General features: G+C 64.6%; 14 protein-coding genes and 1 tRNA gene. 7 read left to right on the top strand and 8 right to left on the bottom strand.

Annotated features, from left to right (window positions below; all coding sequences use genetic code 11):
* The first annotated feature begins 379 nt into the window (after positions 1 to 379).
* The 5 genes from FUT88_RS18290 (at position 380) to FUT88_RS18270 (ending at position 4994) form a co-directional block, all read left to right on the top strand.
* Positions 380 to 1876, top strand: coding sequence for a M16 family metallopeptidase (locus FUT88_RS18290; RefSeq protein ID WP_186829330.1), 1497 nt, complete (start codon positions 380 to 382; stop codon positions 1874 to 1876).
* On the top strand, positions 1876 to 3228 hold the full coding sequence (locus tag FUT88_RS18285) for a M16 family metallopeptidase (protein WP_147217232.1): 1353 nt from the start codon (positions 1876 to 1878) through the stop codon (positions 3226 to 3228). The genes FUT88_RS18290 and FUT88_RS18285 overlap by 1 nt, the downstream gene beginning before the upstream one ends.
* 94 nt (positions 3229 to 3322) lie before the next feature.
* The gene (gene rsmD, locus FUT88_RS18280) at positions 3323 to 3979 is read left to right on the top strand and encodes a 16S rRNA (guanine(966)-N(2))-methyltransferase RsmD (RefSeq protein WP_147217230.1); all 657 of its coding nucleotides are present in this window, start codon (positions 3323 to 3325) and stop codon (positions 3977 to 3979) included.
* Positions 3980 to 4176: 197 nt separating this feature from the next.
* Positions 4177 to 4680, top strand: a complete 504-nt coding sequence (coaD, locus tag FUT88_RS18275) for a pantetheine-phosphate adenylyltransferase (RefSeq protein WP_027678316.1) — start codon at positions 4177 to 4179, stop codon at positions 4678 to 4680.
* A 50-nt stretch (positions 4681 to 4730) separates the two neighbouring features.
* On the top strand, positions 4731 to 4994 hold the full coding sequence (locus FUT88_RS18270) for a YfhL family 4Fe-4S dicluster ferredoxin (RefSeq protein WP_027678315.1): 264 nt from the start codon (positions 4731 to 4733) through the stop codon (positions 4992 to 4994).
* A gap of 69 nt (positions 4995 to 5063) precedes the next feature.
* On the opposite strand, the gene FUT88_RS18265 is transcribed toward FUT88_RS18270, so the two are convergent.
* The 8 genes from FUT88_RS18265 to FUT88_RS18230 form a co-directional block, all read right to left on the bottom strand.
* Positions 5064 to 5702 (bottom strand): DUF4124 domain-containing protein, encoded by a 639-nt coding sequence (locus FUT88_RS18265; RefSeq protein ID WP_147217228.1) that lies wholly within the window; start codon positions 5700 to 5702, stop codon positions 5064 to 5066.
* 23 nt (positions 5703 to 5725) lie between these two features.
* Positions 5726 to 6328, bottom strand: coding sequence for an aminoacyl-tRNA hydrolase (gene pth, locus FUT88_RS18260; RefSeq protein WP_147217226.1), 603 nt, complete (start codon positions 6326 to 6328; stop codon positions 5726 to 5728).
* A 170-nt stretch (positions 6329 to 6498) separates the two neighbouring features.
* Positions 6499 to 7125 (bottom strand): 50S ribosomal protein L25/general stress protein Ctc, encoded by a 627-nt coding sequence (locus FUT88_RS18255; protein WP_027678312.1) that lies wholly within the window; start codon positions 7123 to 7125, stop codon positions 6499 to 6501.
* A 152-nt stretch (positions 7126 to 7277) separates the two neighbouring features.
* Positions 7278 to 8228: a ribose-phosphate pyrophosphokinase gene (locus FUT88_RS18250; RefSeq protein ID WP_004633415.1), complete on the bottom strand. Its 951-nt coding sequence runs from the start codon at positions 8226 to 8228 to the stop codon at positions 7278 to 7280.
* 82 nt (positions 8229 to 8310) lie between these two features.
* A tRNA-Gln gene (locus tag FUT88_RS18245) sits at positions 8311 to 8387 on the bottom strand.
* A gap of 50 nt (positions 8388 to 8437) precedes the next feature.
* Positions 8438 to 9307, bottom strand: coding sequence for a 4-(cytidine 5'-diphospho)-2-C-methyl-D-erythritol kinase (ispE, locus tag FUT88_RS18240; RefSeq protein WP_147217224.1), 870 nt, complete (start codon positions 9305 to 9307; stop codon positions 8438 to 8440).
* A gap of 12 nt (positions 9308 to 9319) precedes the next feature.
* The gene (gene lolB, locus FUT88_RS18235) at positions 9320 to 9943 is read right to left on the bottom strand and encodes a lipoprotein insertase outer membrane protein LolB (RefSeq protein ID WP_147217222.1); all 624 of its coding nucleotides are present in this window, start codon (positions 9941 to 9943) and stop codon (positions 9320 to 9322) included.
* A complete protein-coding gene (locus tag FUT88_RS18230; RefSeq protein WP_147217220.1) occupies positions 9943 to 11880 on the bottom strand; it encodes a tetratricopeptide repeat protein in 1938 nt (645 codons plus the stop codon). The genes lolB and FUT88_RS18230 overlap by 1 nt, the downstream gene beginning before the upstream one ends.
* A gap of 101 nt (positions 11881 to 11981) precedes the next feature.
* Here FUT88_RS18230 and mutM point away from each other — a divergent pair, with 101 nt between their 5' ends.
* Together mutM and FUT88_RS18220 are read left to right on the top strand one after the other, a co-directional pair.
* Positions 11982 to 12857, top strand: a complete 876-nt coding sequence (gene mutM / locus FUT88_RS18225) for a bifunctional DNA-formamidopyrimidine glycosylase/DNA-(apurinic or apyrimidinic site) lyase (protein ID WP_147217218.1) — start codon at positions 11982 to 11984, stop codon at positions 12855 to 12857.
* Between the two features lie 287 nt (positions 12858 to 13144).
* Positions 13145 to 15088 carry a dynamin-like GTPase family protein gene (locus FUT88_RS18220; protein ID WP_147217217.1) on the top strand — a complete coding sequence of 648 codons (1944 nt, stop codon included), beginning with the start codon at positions 13145 to 13147 and terminating at the stop codon, positions 15086 to 15088.
* Positions 15089 to 15140 lie beyond the last annotated feature (52 nt).

Genomic DNA, 15140 nt, shown 5'->3' with positions numbered 1-15140 from the left:
ACAGCAACGTAGTCCGCCTTTGTCCGATTCCGTCTCCGGTCAAGCAGGGGACTAATGGTATCCAGGCGGCTTTGCGCGATCTCCCAGGCGTCGTTCGATACGTCTTCGTAGATCGACCTGATCTCGGGGCTCGGGCGAGTTGTCACTGCCTTTGAACGGAGTCTTAAGCGACCCCACGTTCAGGATGACCGTCTCTCCTGACGCCACCTCGCGTGCAAGAACCTTGTGCAGGCGCCTGCGCGGCTTCGGGCGCCGCTGCGGGCGTGGGTTCGGCGGCCGGTTGGGGCTCTGCCTTGCGCTTCTTCCAGAAACTAAACATCGTAAAAGGCAGTCTATTTCGCCGTTAGAATCAAGCGTCGAATTTTATCAGACAGCCCTTATGCGCTCTTCCATGCGAATCGTTTCAAACCGGGCTCGGTCGCGAGTCTGGCAATTGGCCGCGACGGCCCTGGCGGCAGGCCTGCTGGCCGGTCATGTTGGCGCGCAGGAGCTGGCCGCTGCACCCGGGCATGCGACCGCCACCATCACCGGTGGCAAGGTGGGCGCCAGCCAGTCCGACACGCACGAATACAAGCTGCCCAACGGGCTGCGGTTGATCGTCAAGGAAGACCACCGCGCCCCCACCGTGGCGCACATGGTGTGGTATCGCGCCGGCAGCATCGACGAGCACAACGGCACCACGGGTGTCGCCCACATGCTCGAACACATGATGTTCAAGGGCACCAAGGCAGTTGGCCCGGGCGAGTTCTCCCGGCGCGTGGCGGCCCTGGGCGGCCGTGAAAACGCCATGACCACGCGCGACTTCACGATGTACTTCCAGCAGATCGAGAAATCGCACCTGGCCGATGTGATGGGGCTCGAAGCCGATCGCATGGCCAATCTCCAGCTCACCGACAAGGAGTTCAAGCCGGAGATGAACGTGGTGAAGGAAGAGCGCCGCATGCGCATCGACGACTCCGCCCGTTCCACTGTGTATGAGCAGATGCTCGCCACGCTGTTCAATGCCGCGCCGTACCGCAACCCGACCATCGGCTGGCCGGGCGATCTCGACACGATGACGGTGCAGGACGCGCAGAACTGGTACCACGCCTGGTACACGCCCAACAACGTCACCGTGATCGTCGCGGGGGATGTGAAACCCGACGAAGTCTTTCGCCTTGCGCAGCGCACCTACGGCAAGCTCAAGCCGCATGCGCTGCCGCGTCGCTATGCGCAGGAGGAGCCCAAGCAGATCGGCGTCAAACGCATCTGGGTGAAGGCGCCGGCCGAGAACCCGTACGTTGTGCTGGCCTACAAGGTGCCGCGCCTGAGCGATGTGGAGAAAGACGTCGATCCGTATGCGCTGGAGGTCTTGTCCGCCGTGCTCGATGGCTATGACAACGCGCGCCTGTCCAGCCAGCTCGTCAAGGGCGAAAAGCGCATCGCCGACGACGTCAATGCCGGCTACGACGGCCTGAACCGCGGCCCGTCGATCTTCCTGATGGACGGCACGCCTGCCGACGGCCACACCACCGCCGAGATCGAACAGGCGCTGCGCGCGCAGATCGAGCGCATCGCCAAGGAAGGCGTGACCGATGCCGAACTGAAGCGCGTGAAGGCGCAGGTTGTGGCCGCGCAGATCTACAAGCGCGACTCGGTCTTCGGCCAGGGCATGGAGATCGGCATGAACGAGATGAGCGGCCTGTCGTGGCGCTCCATCGATCGCCAGCTCGAGAAGATCAAGGCCGTAACGTCGGCGCAGATCCAGCACGTGGCGCAGACCTACTTCAGCGAAGACAACCTCGTCGTCGCCACGCTCCTGCCGCAACCGATCGATCCCAACAAACCGGCGCGCAAGCCTGTTCCCGGCATGCGCGATGAAGGAGGGCTGCGTTGATGCGCGCCATGTCTCTGACCCTGAAGACGGCGCTGGTCGCCATTGTTGCTGCGGCGGCGCAGAGTGCCCTGGCCGCGCTGCCCATCGAACACTGGACGGCCCCGACCGGCGCGCGCGTGTTCTTCGTGCCGAGCCCGTCGATTCCGATGCTCGACATCAATCTCGACGTGGATGCGGGTTCGCGCTACGAGCCGGCTGTCAAGGTGGGCCTCGCCTCGCTGACGGCCGGCATGCTCGACAAGGGCGTTGCGGCGCAGGGCAATGCGCCAGCGCGCGATGAAGCGGCGATTGCAGACGCGTTTGCCGATGTGGGCGCGAGCTTTGGCGGCGGTGCCGGTGGCGACCGCACGAGCCTGCGCCTGCGCACGCTGTCCGACCCCGTTGAGCGCGGCCCGGCCATCGCGCTGATGACGCAGATCGTCTCGGCACCGACCTTTCCCGACGCGGTGCTCGCGCGCGACAAGCAGCGCCTGGTGGCTGCGATCCGCGAATCGCTGACCAAACCGTCGGTGCTCGCCGAGCGCGCGTTCGGCAAGGCCATCTACGGCACGCATCCGTACGGGCAGACCGCTTCGCCGGAAACGGTGGAAAGCATCACGCGCGACGACATCGTGCGCTACTACCAGGCCAACTACACGGCCAAGCGCGCGGTCGTGACGCTGATCGGCGCGATCAGCCGCCAGGAAGCCGAGGCCATCGCCGAGCAGATCACGCGTGGCCTGCCCGCTGACGGCGCCACGCCGCCGGCGCTGCCTGACGTCAAGATGCCGCTGCCGAAGGCGGAGACGATCCGCATTCCGCACCCCGCGCAGCAGGCGACCATCATCCTCGGGCAACCGGGCATCGCGCGTGGCGACAAGGATTACTTCCCGCTACTGGTCGGCAATTACGTGCTGGGCGGGGGCGGCTTCAGCGCGCGTCTGACCAATGAAGTGCGCGAGAAGCGCGGCCTGACGTACAGCATCGGCAGCTACTTCGCGCCCGCTGCACAGCCCGGTCCGTTCGAACTGGCGCTGCAGACGCGCAAGGACCAGACCGAGGAAGCGCTGGGCGTGGTGCGTGACACGGTTGCCAAGTTCGTCGCCGATGGCCCGACCGACGCGGAGCTGAAGGCGGCCAAGGACAACCTCGTCAACGGCTTCCCCCTGCGTCTGGACAGTAACCGCAAGCTGCTGGATAACGTGGCCAACATCGGCTGGTACAACCTGCCGCTCGACTACCTGGATACGTGGACGCAGCGCATCGCGGCTGTCACGCGTGAACAGGTGCGCACGGCGTTCCAGCGCGTGCTGCAGCCGCAGGCCATGGCGACGATCGTTGTGGGCGGTCCGGAAAAAGCTGCTGCGAACTGACGTACCGCGTCTTCATCCGAAAAAACCGGCGGCGTTTCCCGCCGGTTTTTGTTTGCGCTCGTTTTATGAGGCAACAGCCCCTAAAATCGCGCCCATGGCACCTCGTACCTCCAGCTCCAAAGGCCCCAAGGCCAAGACCGCCACGTCGCACGCGCGCGCCCCGCAGCAGGTCCGCATTATCGGCGGGCAATACAAGCGCACGCCGCTTCCGGTGGTTGATGCCGACGGCCTTCGCCCGACCAGCGACCGCGTCCGTGAAACCGTCTTCAACTGGCTCGGTCAGGACCTGACCGGCTGGCGTTGCGCCGACCTCTTTGCCGGCACCGGCGCGCTCGGCTTCGAGGCCGCTTCGCGCGGCGCCGCCCAGGTGACGCTCATCGAAAACCACGCCCCGGCCGTGCGCGCGTTGCACGCCATCCGCGACAAGCTGGGCGCACGCATGGTCGACATCGTCTCCGGCGACGCTTTCGCCTGGCTCGCTCGGCAGCCCGATGCTGCGTTCGATGCTGTGTTCATCGACCCCCCGTTTGCGCAGGACTGGACGCTGCGCGCGCTGGAAGCCGCGACGCGGGTGGTCAAGCCCGGAGGCGTGATTTACGTTGAAGCAGCGCAGCCGCTGATGGATGTGAGTGCTGATTCACATGATGCCCAGCCGGCCACCGGCATCGCGCTGCCCGCCGATCTGGTGCTTCACAAACACCTGCGCGCCGGTGCGGTGCATGCACATTTGCTGCTGCGCAAAAACGGTTAAACTACGCCGCTCGCAACCGGTGCATGAGCATCGGGCGGCACCCGCAACTCGGGTACGCCCGGTGGATGCTGGTGGCACAGGCGGCAGGCTCGGGATCTGCCGCGCTCGATAACGCAACGGTGTCCGAATGCAGTACCGGCGCGGCCATGTCCCACGCCGACGCTTGCGGATACTCTTTTCCCCTTGGTGGAGGAACCATGGTGATCGCGGTTTATCCCGGCACTTTCGATCCGTTCACGCGCGGCCACGAAGACCTCGTGCGGCGTGCATCCAACATCTTCGATGAGCTGATCGTCGGGGTGGCGCAGAGCCCGAACAAGCGGCCTTTTTTTGCGCTGGAAGAGCGCATCGAAATCGCCCGTGAAGTGCTCGGCCATTACCCTAACGTGCGGGTCGAGGGGTTTTCGGGTCTCTTGAAGGATTTCGTGCGCAAGAACGGCGCGCGCGTCATCGTGCGGGGCCTGCGTGCGGTGTCGGACTTCGAGTACGAATTCCAGATGGCCGGCATGAACCGCTATCTGCTGCCGGACGTGGAAACCATGTTCCTCACGCCGTCGGATCAATACCAGTTCATCTCCGGTACGTTCGTGCGCGAAATCGCCGTGCTCGGCGGTGACGTCAGCAAGTTCGTGTTCCCGTCGGTCGAAAAATGGCTCAAGGAAAAGACCGGCAAGTCGGAAGGGTCGGGCAAATCGGAATAAAATGACGCTTTGGCGAGCGCTGGCTCGCCGGCCATTTCAAGGAAGGCATCATGGCGCTCATAATCACCGATGAGTGCATCAATTGCGACGTATGCGAGCCTGAGTGCCCCAACGGCGCGATTTCGATGGGCCCGGAGATCTACGTGATCGACCCGGGCAAATGTACCGAATGCGTCGGCCACTTCGACGAGCCTCAGTGCCAGCAGGTCTGTCCGGTGGATTGCATCCCCAAGGACCCGGCCCATGAGGAAACGCACGAGCAGTTGATGCACAAGTACGTTCAACTCACCTCCGCACCACCACGCGCGGCGTGAGCACACAAGATAAGAGACGGCTTCGGCCGTCTCTTTTCATTGGTGGTTGCCGTTTTGTCGGCAGTACGTTTATTGGATGGGGAGCAGGTCTTCCGGCCCCTCGTACGCATAGCCCGGCTCGCAGACGATGCGGAAGTAGGGGTAATGCGGGCGCGGCGGGCGCGGCACGATCGGTGACGGCGCCACCGGTGCCTGCGTGAACGGCTTGGGGCCGGCGCCAGGCTGGCGCAACGCACCCGTCGGCGGCGCTGGGGGCTGGCGTATCGCGGGCATCGGTGTTGGGTAGGGCTGCGGGTACGGCACGGGCCCTACGTAGACGCGATGGCAGTAGCGAACGCCTTCCTGCGCAACCACCACTTTCTGCCGTTGCTCGCGGCGCGCCTCCTCGGCAGCCTGCGCGGCAATCTGGGCTTGTCGGGCATCTTCCGCAGCCTGCGCTTTGCGGCGCGCGGTTTCCATCTGCTGCACTTCGGCGGCCTCGGCGCTGGCGCGCTCGCGGGCTGCCTTCTGGTCGGCGGCGGTGGGTGTGTTGTCGATCATCGGCACCGGCCTCGCGCGCGTACCGCAAGGGTGGTCGGAATAGGTCGTCTGGCCGTTCTCGCTGCAGCGGTATACCTGCGCATGCGCCGGCAGGCTGGTCGCTGCCAAGCCAAGCGCCAGACCCGCCAGCACGGCGGCGCGCGAGGTGAGTATGGCGAACGGTGTCATGGCCGTGTCCTCGGTGACGTTGATCAGCGCGCGGTGTGCAGCCGCATCATGGCTTTCTCGGCATTGCCGGCGATCAGCTCCGGCAGCGCATCAAGGCTGTGATCGATGGCGCGGTCGATGAGGTCCTGTTCTTCCTTGCGAGGCGCCTTGAGCACGAAGTTGGCGACGTCATGCTGGCCCGACGTCGCGGCGCCCGGCGGCAACAGATTGCGCGGATGGCCGATGCCCAGGCGCAGCCGCCAGAACTGTTGCGTGGCCAGATGTGCGGCAATGTCCTTCAGGCCGTTGTGGCCGCCGGAACCGCCGCCGAGCTTGAGCTTCACGGCGCCTGGCGGCAAATCGAGCTCGTCATGCACGACCAGGATTTCATCGGGCATCACCTTGTAGAAGCGGGCCAGTGCCACGGTGGCCAGGCCGGAGCGGTTCATGAAGGTTTGCGGCTCGAGCAGCCACACCTCGTTGCCCCAGAGGTTGGCGCGCGCTGCATAGCCGTGAAAGCGCGTCTCGTTGCGCAGCGTCACGTTGCCCATGCGAGCGAGCTGGTCGACCAGCCAGAAGCCGGCGTTGTGTCGGGTCGCCGCATATTCGGCGCCGGGATTGCCGAGGCCGACGATGAGTTTGATCATGCGATTCGTGTCAGATGGAGGTGCAGGACGCGCCCCTTGATCGTACAAGCATAGCTGCATTCCGCAGCCCGGAGGCGGTGCGGCTCGCGCCGCTCAGGCAGAAAAAAAGCCCGGCGAGACAGGCTCGGCGGGCTTTTTTTCGCTCGCACCGAGGTGCGAGGTGCGGCAACTTAGGCTGCCGGCTTGTCTTCGCCTGCAGCAGCAGCGCCTTCTTCGGCGGCAGCGGACTTTTCGCCAGCCGGCACGCTGATGTTGGCAACCGCCGGGTTCTCATCGCCACCGTGGGTGAGGATGGTCACGCCCTTCGGCAGCTTCAGGTCAGCGATGTGCAGGGTCTGACCGATTTCCAGCGAACCCAGATCCACTTCGATGAACTCCGGCAGGTCGGCCGGCAGGCACGACACTTCAACGTCGTTCAGGATGTGGTTCACGATGCCGTGGCCCAGCTTCACGCCCGGTGCGGTTTCCTGGTTCAGGAAGTGCAGCGGCACCTTGACGTGGATCTTTTCCTTGGCCGACACGCGTTGGAAGTCGACGTGCAGAACCAGTTGCTTGAACGGGTGCAGTTGGAAGTCGCGCAGCAGCGCCTTTTCCACCTTGCCAGCCACTTCGATGTCGAGGATCGACGAGTGGAAGGCTTCCTTCTTCAGCGCGTGGTACAGCGCGTTGTGATCGAGTTCGATCAACTTCGGGGTGGCTTCGCCGCCGTAGATGATGCCCGGGGTCTTGCCGGCGTTGCGCAGGCGGCGGCTCGCACCAGTGCCCTGAACGCTACGCTCGAAAGCGACAACTTTCATGATTGCTCCAAACGAAAAAGACGACTCGCGACCAAGCCGTCTGGTGAAGGGGGCGCCATATTGCGTCCCGCAGAGACCGCAGAAGTGCCGTCTAATCGACGTTTTCTGCGGTAAAGCCTTGAATTATAACAGTAAGCCGCTCGGGTGCCGAATTATTCAGCAAACAGCGACATGATCGAGTCGCCGCGCACGATGCGGGTGAAGGTTTCGGCCAGCAGCGGAGCCGTCGAGAGCTGGCGGATCTTGCCGCACTTGATGGCGTCTTCGCGCAGCGGGATGGTGTCGGTCACGACCACTTCGTCGAGTGCCGAGTCTGCAATGCGGGCAGCGGCGCCGCCCGACAGCACCGGGTGCGTGCAATACGAGAACACTTGCTTGGCGCCGCGCTCCTTGAGCACCTGCGCCGCTTTGCACAGCGTGCCGCCGGTGTCGATCATGTCGTCCATGATCACGCAGTTGCGGCCGTCGACTTCACCGATGATGTTCATCACCTCGGCCACGTTGGCCTTCGGGCGACGCTTGTCGATGATCGCCAGATCCACGCCGAGCTGCTTGGCGAGCGCACGTGCGCGCACCACGCCGCCGACGTCAGGCGACACCACGAGCAGGTCTTCGTAGTTCTTCTTGCGCAGGTCTTCGAGTAGGATCGGCGACGCGTAGATGTTGTCGACCGGGATATCGAAGAAGCCTTGGATTTGGTCGGCGTGGAGATCCATCGTCAGCACGCGCTCGACGCCGGCAACTTCCAGCATGTTGGCCACGACCTTGGCGGTAATCGCCACACGTGCGGAACGCGGGCGACGGTCCTGGCGCGCATAGCCGAAGTAGGGGATGGCGGCCGTGATGCGCCGGGCAGACGCACGCTTGAGCGCATCGACCATCACCATCAATTCCATCAGGTTGTCGTTGGTGGGAGCGCACGTGGATTGCAGGATGAACACGTGCTTGCCGCGCACGTTTTCCTGAATCTCGACCTGGACTTCACCATCGGAGAATCGGCCGACGAGGGCCTTGCCTAGCGGAATGCCTAGGTGCTTGACGACAGCTTCGGCGAGTTTCGGGTTGGCGTTGCCGGTAAAAACCATCAAGCCTTCGCTGCTCATCGGGGCACCTGTTTTTCGACTTCAGACGCGCCGGTCAGTTGAAGCACCAACCGGGCTATTGCTGGGAACATGAGGAAGAAAATGGCAGGGGCGGAAGGATTCGAACCTACGCATGCCGGAATCAAAATCCGGTGCCTTAACCAGCTTGGCGACGCCCCTACACAACCTATCGGTTACCGCCTCCATTGCAGAAGCGATAACTGCAAACCTTACACAGCAAATCTTGCGAGCGGGTGATGCGTCAGACCTGCCGCACACCGACCTTCCCATTCGGAAGGCACCTGATCCGCTACCGCTTGCGCATGCTCAACGTTGTCGAACGGAGCAAATACGCAGGCGCCGGATCCGGTCATTCTTGCCAGAGGGCTGAACTGACGCAGCCAGACAAGTGCTCGGGCGATTTCGCCGTATTTCCTTTCCGCCACCGCTTGCAGATCGTTGCGACCGTAAGCGAAAACAATTTGTTGGTCAGGAAAGTCCGTAATTATGGTGAGTGGCGTATCGCGTGTCAACCCTTCATCGGAAAAAATTGCAGGGGTGGGCACATGCACGCGTGGGTGAATCACCACGAAGGCCGCTGGCGGCAGCGTGACGGGCGTCAGTTGTTCGCCGATTCCCTCGGCGAACGCGTTCTGGCCGAACACGAAGAACGGCACATCGGCGCCGAGCTTCAGGCCGATCACCATCAGTTGCGTGCGTGGCAGGTCGAGGCCCCAGAGTCGATTGAGCGCAAGCAGCGTGGTGGCGGCATCAGAAGAGCCGCCGCCAATGCCACCGCCCATCGGCAGGCGTTTCTCGATGGCGATGTCGGCGCCGTAGGTGCAGCCGGTTTCTGCTTGCAGCAGGCGCGCGGCGCGGATGATGAGGTCGTCATCGGCAGGCACGCCTGGGATATCGGTGGTGCGCACGAGACGGCCGTCGGTGCGGCGCGCGAAATGCAGCGTGTCGCTCCAGTCGATCAACTGGAAGACGGTTTGCAGCAGGTGGTAGCCGTCAGGCCGGCGGCCGACCACGTGCAGGAAGAGGTTGAGCTTGGCGGGCGCGGGGCAGTCACGCAGCTCGACGGGGGCGGAGGACATGGCGAAGAGGCGTTACTGGTCGAGCACGAGTCGCACCGAGAGCGGGCCGTTGGCGCCGTGCTGACGATCGAGATCGAGCCGGCGGATGGTCGCCTTGGCGCCATCGGCGTTGTTGCCGTTGTCGGCCCACGCGACGTAGCGGACGGTCCAGCCATTCTGCTCGATGGTTTCGGGGCGAGATTGCGCGTCGCGTGCCACGCGCGCAGGTGTGCCCGGAGCGGGGCGCGCGCGCAGCCAGTCCCGCAGGCCTGAAACCGGCAGCGAAAAGCCGAGCGCATCCTGCATCAGCGTGTCGACTTCGGGGGCGCGGCGCGGCGGCTGGTTCGGCAGTTCCAGCGTCGCGCCCTGGTTGCTTTGGCTGACGATGGCCAGTGTCTGGCCCAGCGGCGACATCAGTTCAAGCTGCACGTCGGGCCCGCGCTCGCGCCAGCGGAAGCTGCCGACGGCGCTTTGCTCGGCGTTGTTCTGCGTGTATCGGGCCGAGAAGCGACCCTGATAGCGTGTGATGGTGGCATCGCCGTCTTGCGTGCCGGCGAAGAGATCGTTGGCTGGCCGCAAGGTTGTGCAGCCGCTGAACAGCACGCAGCCGGCCCCGAGCATCAGCGCGCCAAGCGCGCGCGTGAACCGCATCGCCATTAATTCGCACTCACGGGAACATTGGGCACCGGTTGGCCGAAGCGGCGCAGCGTGTCACGCAAGGTGGTGTCGTTCACGTCGAGCTTGGACGCTTCGGTCCAGATCTGGCGCGCGTCGTCCTGCTTGCCGGATTGCCACAGGACTTCGCCCAGGTGCGCGCCGATTTCGGCTTGCGGGGCGGCAGTCCACGCCTTGCGCAGGATGTCGGTGGCGGCAGGCAGATCGCCGCGACGGTATTTGACCCACCCGAGGCTGTCCGCGATATAGGGATCATCCGGTGCCAGCGACACGGCTTTCTCCAGCAGCTCCTGCGCTTCCTGCAGGCGCACGTTGCGGTCGGCCAGCGAGTAGCCGAGCGCGTTGTAGCCGATGGCCTGGCCCGGGCGCAGGTCGATCACCTTGCGCAGCAGCGTTTCCATGTTGTCGTAGTGGCCGTCGTGCTCTTCGAGCATCGCCAGTTGGTACGTGTATTCGACGTTGTCCGGGTCGCTCTTGAGCAGCTCGTTGACGCGGGCGCGGGCGCGACCGTAGGCCTTGGCGTCCATCAGCATGCCGATTTCGGCCTGGCGGATGCCGTCCATCAGCGCCTGGCGGCGCGGGCCATCGGGCACGTCTTCGGAATCGGCGACGAGTTCGTCGAAGGTCTGTTGTGCCTCGTCGATGCGCCGCAGCTTGCCGAGCAATTGGCCACGCTTGATGCCCGCAGCCAGTGCGGTCTGACCGTCGGCGTCGCCGTTGGCGGAGCCGGTGATCTTGTCGACCCAGCCGAGCGCGCCGGCGTAGTCCCGCTTTTCCTCGGCCAACTGCGCGAGGCCCTGGTAGCCGGGTTCGGGGCTCAGCGTGGGCGACTTGGCGGTGGCGGCCACGTATTCCTTCAAATACCGCTCTGCGTCGTCGTACTGGCGTTGCTGCAGGTTCAGCAGCCCCAGGGCGAGCGTGATACGCGCATCGTTGGGGGCGATCTTCTTGAGTGTTTCGAATTCGGCCCGCGCCTTGTCCTGCTGGTTGCGCACGAGGTACATGCGCGCGAGCGCGAGATGACCGTCGATGGACGCCGGTGCGGCTTTCAGGAAGCTGCGCAGGCCGGCGATGGCGGCATCGGGGTCGCCGTCGGCGCGCAGTTCGGCGGCCAGGATGGCAGCGTCTTCATAGCCGGGACGTTGCTTGAGCGCCGTGTCCAGTTCCGTCAGAGCGCCAGGGACATCCTTGGCGGCAACCTTCGCGCGTGCCAGGGCCAGATGCGTTTCCGGGCGCTGCATGTCGTGTGAGGCGATGCGCTGCAGCGCGCCTACGGCACCCGCCGGATCGCTGCTCTTGGACATCTGCTGCTGCAATTGCAGCAGGGCATCGGCACGCTGGCCGGGCGAGACCTTGTTCAACTGCGCCTGCAGCATCGGCTCGACTTCCGACCACTGTCCCGTTGCCACCAGCAGGAGTTGCTGCACCTGGCGCGCCGGCATGGACGTCGGCGACAACTCCACCCATAGGCGCGAGGCAGTCAGCGCTTGCGCGGGGGAGCGCGTCAGAAACGCGATTTCGGTGGCGCGCTGGGCAAAGCGGGGGTCGCGCGTGTCCTGCGCCAGCGCGAGGTAAGTGCGGTACGCCGGTTCGACCAGCCCGCGCTGCAATGACACTTCCGATGCCAGCACGCGGTACATGATGTCTTCAGTGAGCGCGACGCGCGGCAGATCGGTGCGCTCCGAGCTCAGCAGGCCGGTGCGCGGGCGCGAGCGTTCAATCTGGACGGCCGCCCGACCGCCCGTGCCACTTTCCTGTGCGGCTTGGGCGATCAGCGGGGCGGCGGCCGTCGACTGCGACGACCATGCCGGCAGGCTCGTCAGCCCTCCCGCCACCAGCGCGGCCAGCAGGGCCGTTCTGCTGCGCGGGAATCGCCGCGGGCGTTGCGTCGCGGGCGAACGGGAGAGGGCGTGAGGCATGGTCTCGAAGCTCCGGATAGGGGTTCGGGGCATTGTAGCCTGACCGCTACAATCGCCCGCATCGTAAAAAAGGTTGGAGCAGCACATGGGATGGAGGTTCGATGCCTGAGTTGCCGGAGGTCGAGGTCACTCGCCTGGGTTTGCTACCGCATGTTACGGGGCGACGTATCGAGCGCGTCGTGGTGCGCCATCACGGCCTGCGCTGGCCGATCGACCCGGCGCTGCCGGCGTTGCTTGCCGGGCTGACGGTCACCCGCCTGCTGCGCCGGGGCAAATACCTGCTCATCGAATGCATGCCCGAGGTCGGCCAATCCGCCAGCGACGCCGATGCCGCAGGCGGCTGGCTGCTGATCCATCTAGGCATGACCGGTACCTTGCGCGTGCTGGAGGCGCCCGTGGCGCCCGGCCCCCACGATCACGTCGATATCGAACTCGCCGACGCAACCGGCGTACCCATCACACTGCGCTATCGGGATCCGCGCCGCTTCGGTGCCGTGCTGTGGCACGCTGGGGACGAAGCTGGCCTGGCCGAACATCCGCTGCTCCGCAATCTCGGCATTGAGCCGTTCGACGCGCGATTCGACGGTGATTGGATGTTTGCCCGCACACGCGGGCGCCGGGTGGCCATCAAATCGGCGCTCCTGGCCGGCGACATCGTGGTCGGCGTGGGCAATATCTATTGTTCGGAAAGCCTGTTTCGCGCCGGAATCCGGCCGACCACCGCAGCGGGCCGCATCAGCCGCCCGCGCTATGCAGCACTGGCCGAGGCTGTTCGCGCCACGCTGGCAGATGCCATCGCGCGGGGCGGCAGCACGCTGCGCGACTTTGTCGGCTCGGACGGACAAAGCGGCTACTTTCAGCTGGAAGCCTTCGTGTACGACCGCGCCGGTCTGCCGTGCCGTGTGTGCGGCACGCCGATCCGCCAGATCGTGCAGGGCCAGCGCTCCACGTTCTATTGCCCGACCTGCCAGCGCTGATCGGCCTGCCAAGGGCATCGGAAGCCGCCTGGAGGCACGACGCTGGAGCGATCAGGCCGTCATTTCGCAAGGTTTTTGAAGTGGGGTGTCCGGCCGCCGATGGCATCCCGCAACACTTGTCTGCCCGGGCTGGGGAACCTTGCGGAAAGTTCGCCCGGAAGCTGGCGGTTCGCTGTATCGTTCCACCTAAATTTGTGCATTTCTGTGCCGTAAATGGGCGGTAACAGCGATGTCGAGGGGCGCGCGCATTTGTTGCGGTCGGGTCGCGCACACAATAAGACAGAACGATGAACAACACACTGAGCACACAGTTCGAGCAGTACAGCGCTTGGCGCGCTTCCGTACTGCAGTCGGTGGGGGAATTTCAAGACTGGCTGCAAGCGCAGGAGCTGTACGACGCGCAGGCTGACATGCGCGCGCAGCGCATCCGCGGCGTGCTGCGCAGCGACAAGCTCAAGGTCGCCTTCATTGCCGAGTTTTCGCGCGGCAAGAGCGAGCTGATCAACGCCATCTTCTTTGCGGACTTTGGCCGCCGCATCCTGCCGTCGTCGGCGGGCCGGACCACGATGTGTCCGACTGAGCTGATGTACGACGAAAGTTATCCGCCGTCGATTCGCCTGCTGCCGATCGAGACGCGCCTGCACGATGCGTCGACCGCCGATTTTCGCGATGCCGGCAGCCACTGGCTGTCGGTGCCGCTCGATCCGTCGTCGCCGGAGGGCATGCTCGAAGCGTTCCGTCACGTGGTGGAAACCGTGCGCGTGCCCAAGGAAGAAGCCGAGCAGCTTGGCCTCTATAACGACGCCGATCCCGACGCCGCGTTTTCGGTGGATGCCGCCGGCACGGTCGAGGTGTCGAAGTGGCGGCACGCGATCATCAATTTCCCGCACCCCATGCTCAAGCAGGGGCTGGTGATCCTGGATACGCCGGGCCTGAACGCCATCGGAACCGAGCCTGAGCTGACGCTGCGCCTGATTCCGGATGCGCACGTCGTGGTGTTCGTGCTGGCAGCGGACGCCGGCGTGACCAAGAGCGACCTGGAACTGTGGCGCTCGCATGTGGGCGGCGGCCAGCGCAAGGGCTGCATCGCGGTGCTCAACAAGGTCGATGGCCTGTGGGATCCGCTCAAGTCTGAAGAAGAAGTCGAGAGCGAAGTCAGCCGCCAGATCATGACGACGGCGCAGGTGCTCGATATCGATGTCGAGCGCGTGTATCCGGTGTCGGCGCAGAAGGGCTTGCTGGCGAAGGTCAGCCACGATCACGAACTGCTGGCCAAGAGCCGGCTGCCGGAGCTGGAGTCGGTGCTGTCGGATCAGCTGATTCCGCAGCGTCGCGAGATCGTTACCGAGCAGGTTCAGCTGGCGGTGAAGGACATGGCCGCCGGTGCGCAGCAACTGCTGCAGATGCGCCGCCGCGACATCGTCGAGCAGCTGTTCGAACTGCGCGGACTGCGCGGCAAGAACCACACGATGGTCAAGCACATGCTGATGCGCGTGCAGGGCGAGAAGGAAGAGTTTGAGCAGAGCATTGCCAAATTCCAGGCGCTGCGCACGGTGTTCGGTCGCCACAGCGCGGAGATCATCAAGAGCGTGCAGCTCAAGCAGATCCGCTCGACGATGCGCGAGGCGCGCGAGAAGATGAAGGAGCGCGTGTTCTCGCGCGGCCTGCGCGACGACATGGACAAGCTGTTCGCCCACCTGACCGGCCTGGTGCGCGACGCAGCCAATCGCATCGACCAACTGCACCAGATGGTTGACGGCATGTACAAGAAGTTCAACGCCGAGCACGGCTTCACGCTGTCGCCGCCGCTGCGCTTTTTGGGCACGCGCTACGACGCCGATCTGAAAGAGACGCTGATGCTCGCGCACAACCACTTTGGCGCGTTCAGCTTCCTGACGCGTCCGAAGCCGCAACTCGTACACGGTGCCTTCTCGACGGTGGCCAGCCGCGTGCTGGACACCTTCCAGGACATGAACCGCGACATCGAGATCTGGCTGAAGTCGGTCATGACGCCGCTCGAAGCGCAGGTGCGCGATCACCAGAAGCAACTGCGCAAGCGTGTCGATTCGATCGAGCGCATCCACGAGGCCACCGATACGCTGGAAGCGCGCATCACCGAACTGGAAGCGCTGCTCAACACGCTGGATGAGCGCAGCGGCACCATCGCGAAGTACACCGACCGCATTCTCGCGGCCGGAACGATCCTCGAGCGCGAGTCGTTCGCGGCCTGACGCGCAATGTCGTTCACGGAGAAGCGCCTGCGGGCGCTTTTTTCGTTCTGGT

The organism is Ralstonia sp. TCR112 (genome assembly GCF_007997035.1).
GTDB lineage: Bacteria > Pseudomonadota > Gammaproteobacteria > Burkholderiales > Burkholderiaceae > Ralstonia > Ralstonia edaphi.
Note: the sequence above shows the minus strand (reverse complement) of the source record. Positions and strands in the feature narration are given on the sequence as shown.

What these genes read in the sequence shown, in the direction of transcription:
- FUT88_RS18290 (WP_186829330.1), top strand. Translation starts at nt 380, where the DNA reads ATGCGCTCTTCCATGCGAATCGTTTCAAACCGGGCTCGGTCGCGAGTC.
- FUT88_RS18285 (WP_147217232.1), top strand. Translation starts at nt 1,876, where the DNA reads ATGCGCGCCATGTCTCTGACCCTGAAGACGGCGCTGGTCGCCATTGTT.
- rsmD (WP_147217230.1), top strand. Translation starts at nt 3,323, where the DNA reads ATGGCACCTCGTACCTCCAGCTCCAAAGGCCCCAAGGCCAAGACCGCC.
- coaD (WP_027678316.1), top strand. Translation starts at nt 4,177, where the DNA reads ATGGTGATCGCGGTTTATCCCGGCACTTTCGATCCGTTCACGCGCGGC.
- FUT88_RS18270 (WP_027678315.1), top strand. Translation starts at nt 4,731, where the DNA reads ATGGCGCTCATAATCACCGATGAGTGCATCAATTGCGACGTATGCGAG.
- FUT88_RS18265 (WP_147217228.1), bottom strand. Translation starts at nt 5,702, where the DNA reads ATGACACCGTTCGCCATACTCACCTCGCGCGCCGCCGTGCTGGCGGGT.
- pth (WP_147217226.1), bottom strand. Translation starts at nt 6,328, where the DNA reads ATGATCAAACTCATCGTCGGCCTCGGCAATCCCGGCGCCGAATATGCG.
- FUT88_RS18255 (WP_027678312.1), bottom strand. Translation starts at nt 7,125, where the DNA reads ATGAAAGTTGTCGCTTTCGAGCGTAGCGTTCAGGGCACTGGTGCGAGC.
- FUT88_RS18250 (WP_004633415.1), bottom strand. Translation starts at nt 8,228, where the DNA reads ATGAGCAGCGAAGGCTTGATGGTTTTTACCGGCAACGCCAACCCGAAA.
- ispE (WP_147217224.1), bottom strand. Translation starts at nt 9,307, where the DNA reads ATGTCCTCCGCCCCCGTCGAGCTGCGTGACTGCCCCGCGCCCGCCAAG.
- lolB (WP_147217222.1), bottom strand. Translation starts at nt 9,943, where the DNA reads ATGGCGATGCGGTTCACGCGCGCGCTTGGCGCGCTGATGCTCGGGGCC.
- FUT88_RS18230 (WP_147217220.1), bottom strand. Translation starts at nt 11,880, where the DNA reads ATGCCTCACGCCCTCTCCCGTTCGCCCGCGACGCAACGCCCGCGGCGA.
- mutM (WP_147217218.1), top strand. Translation starts at nt 11,982, where the DNA reads ATGCCTGAGTTGCCGGAGGTCGAGGTCACTCGCCTGGGTTTGCTACCG.
- FUT88_RS18220 (WP_147217217.1), top strand. Translation starts at nt 13,145, where the DNA reads ATGAACAACACACTGAGCACACAGTTCGAGCAGTACAGCGCTTGGCGC.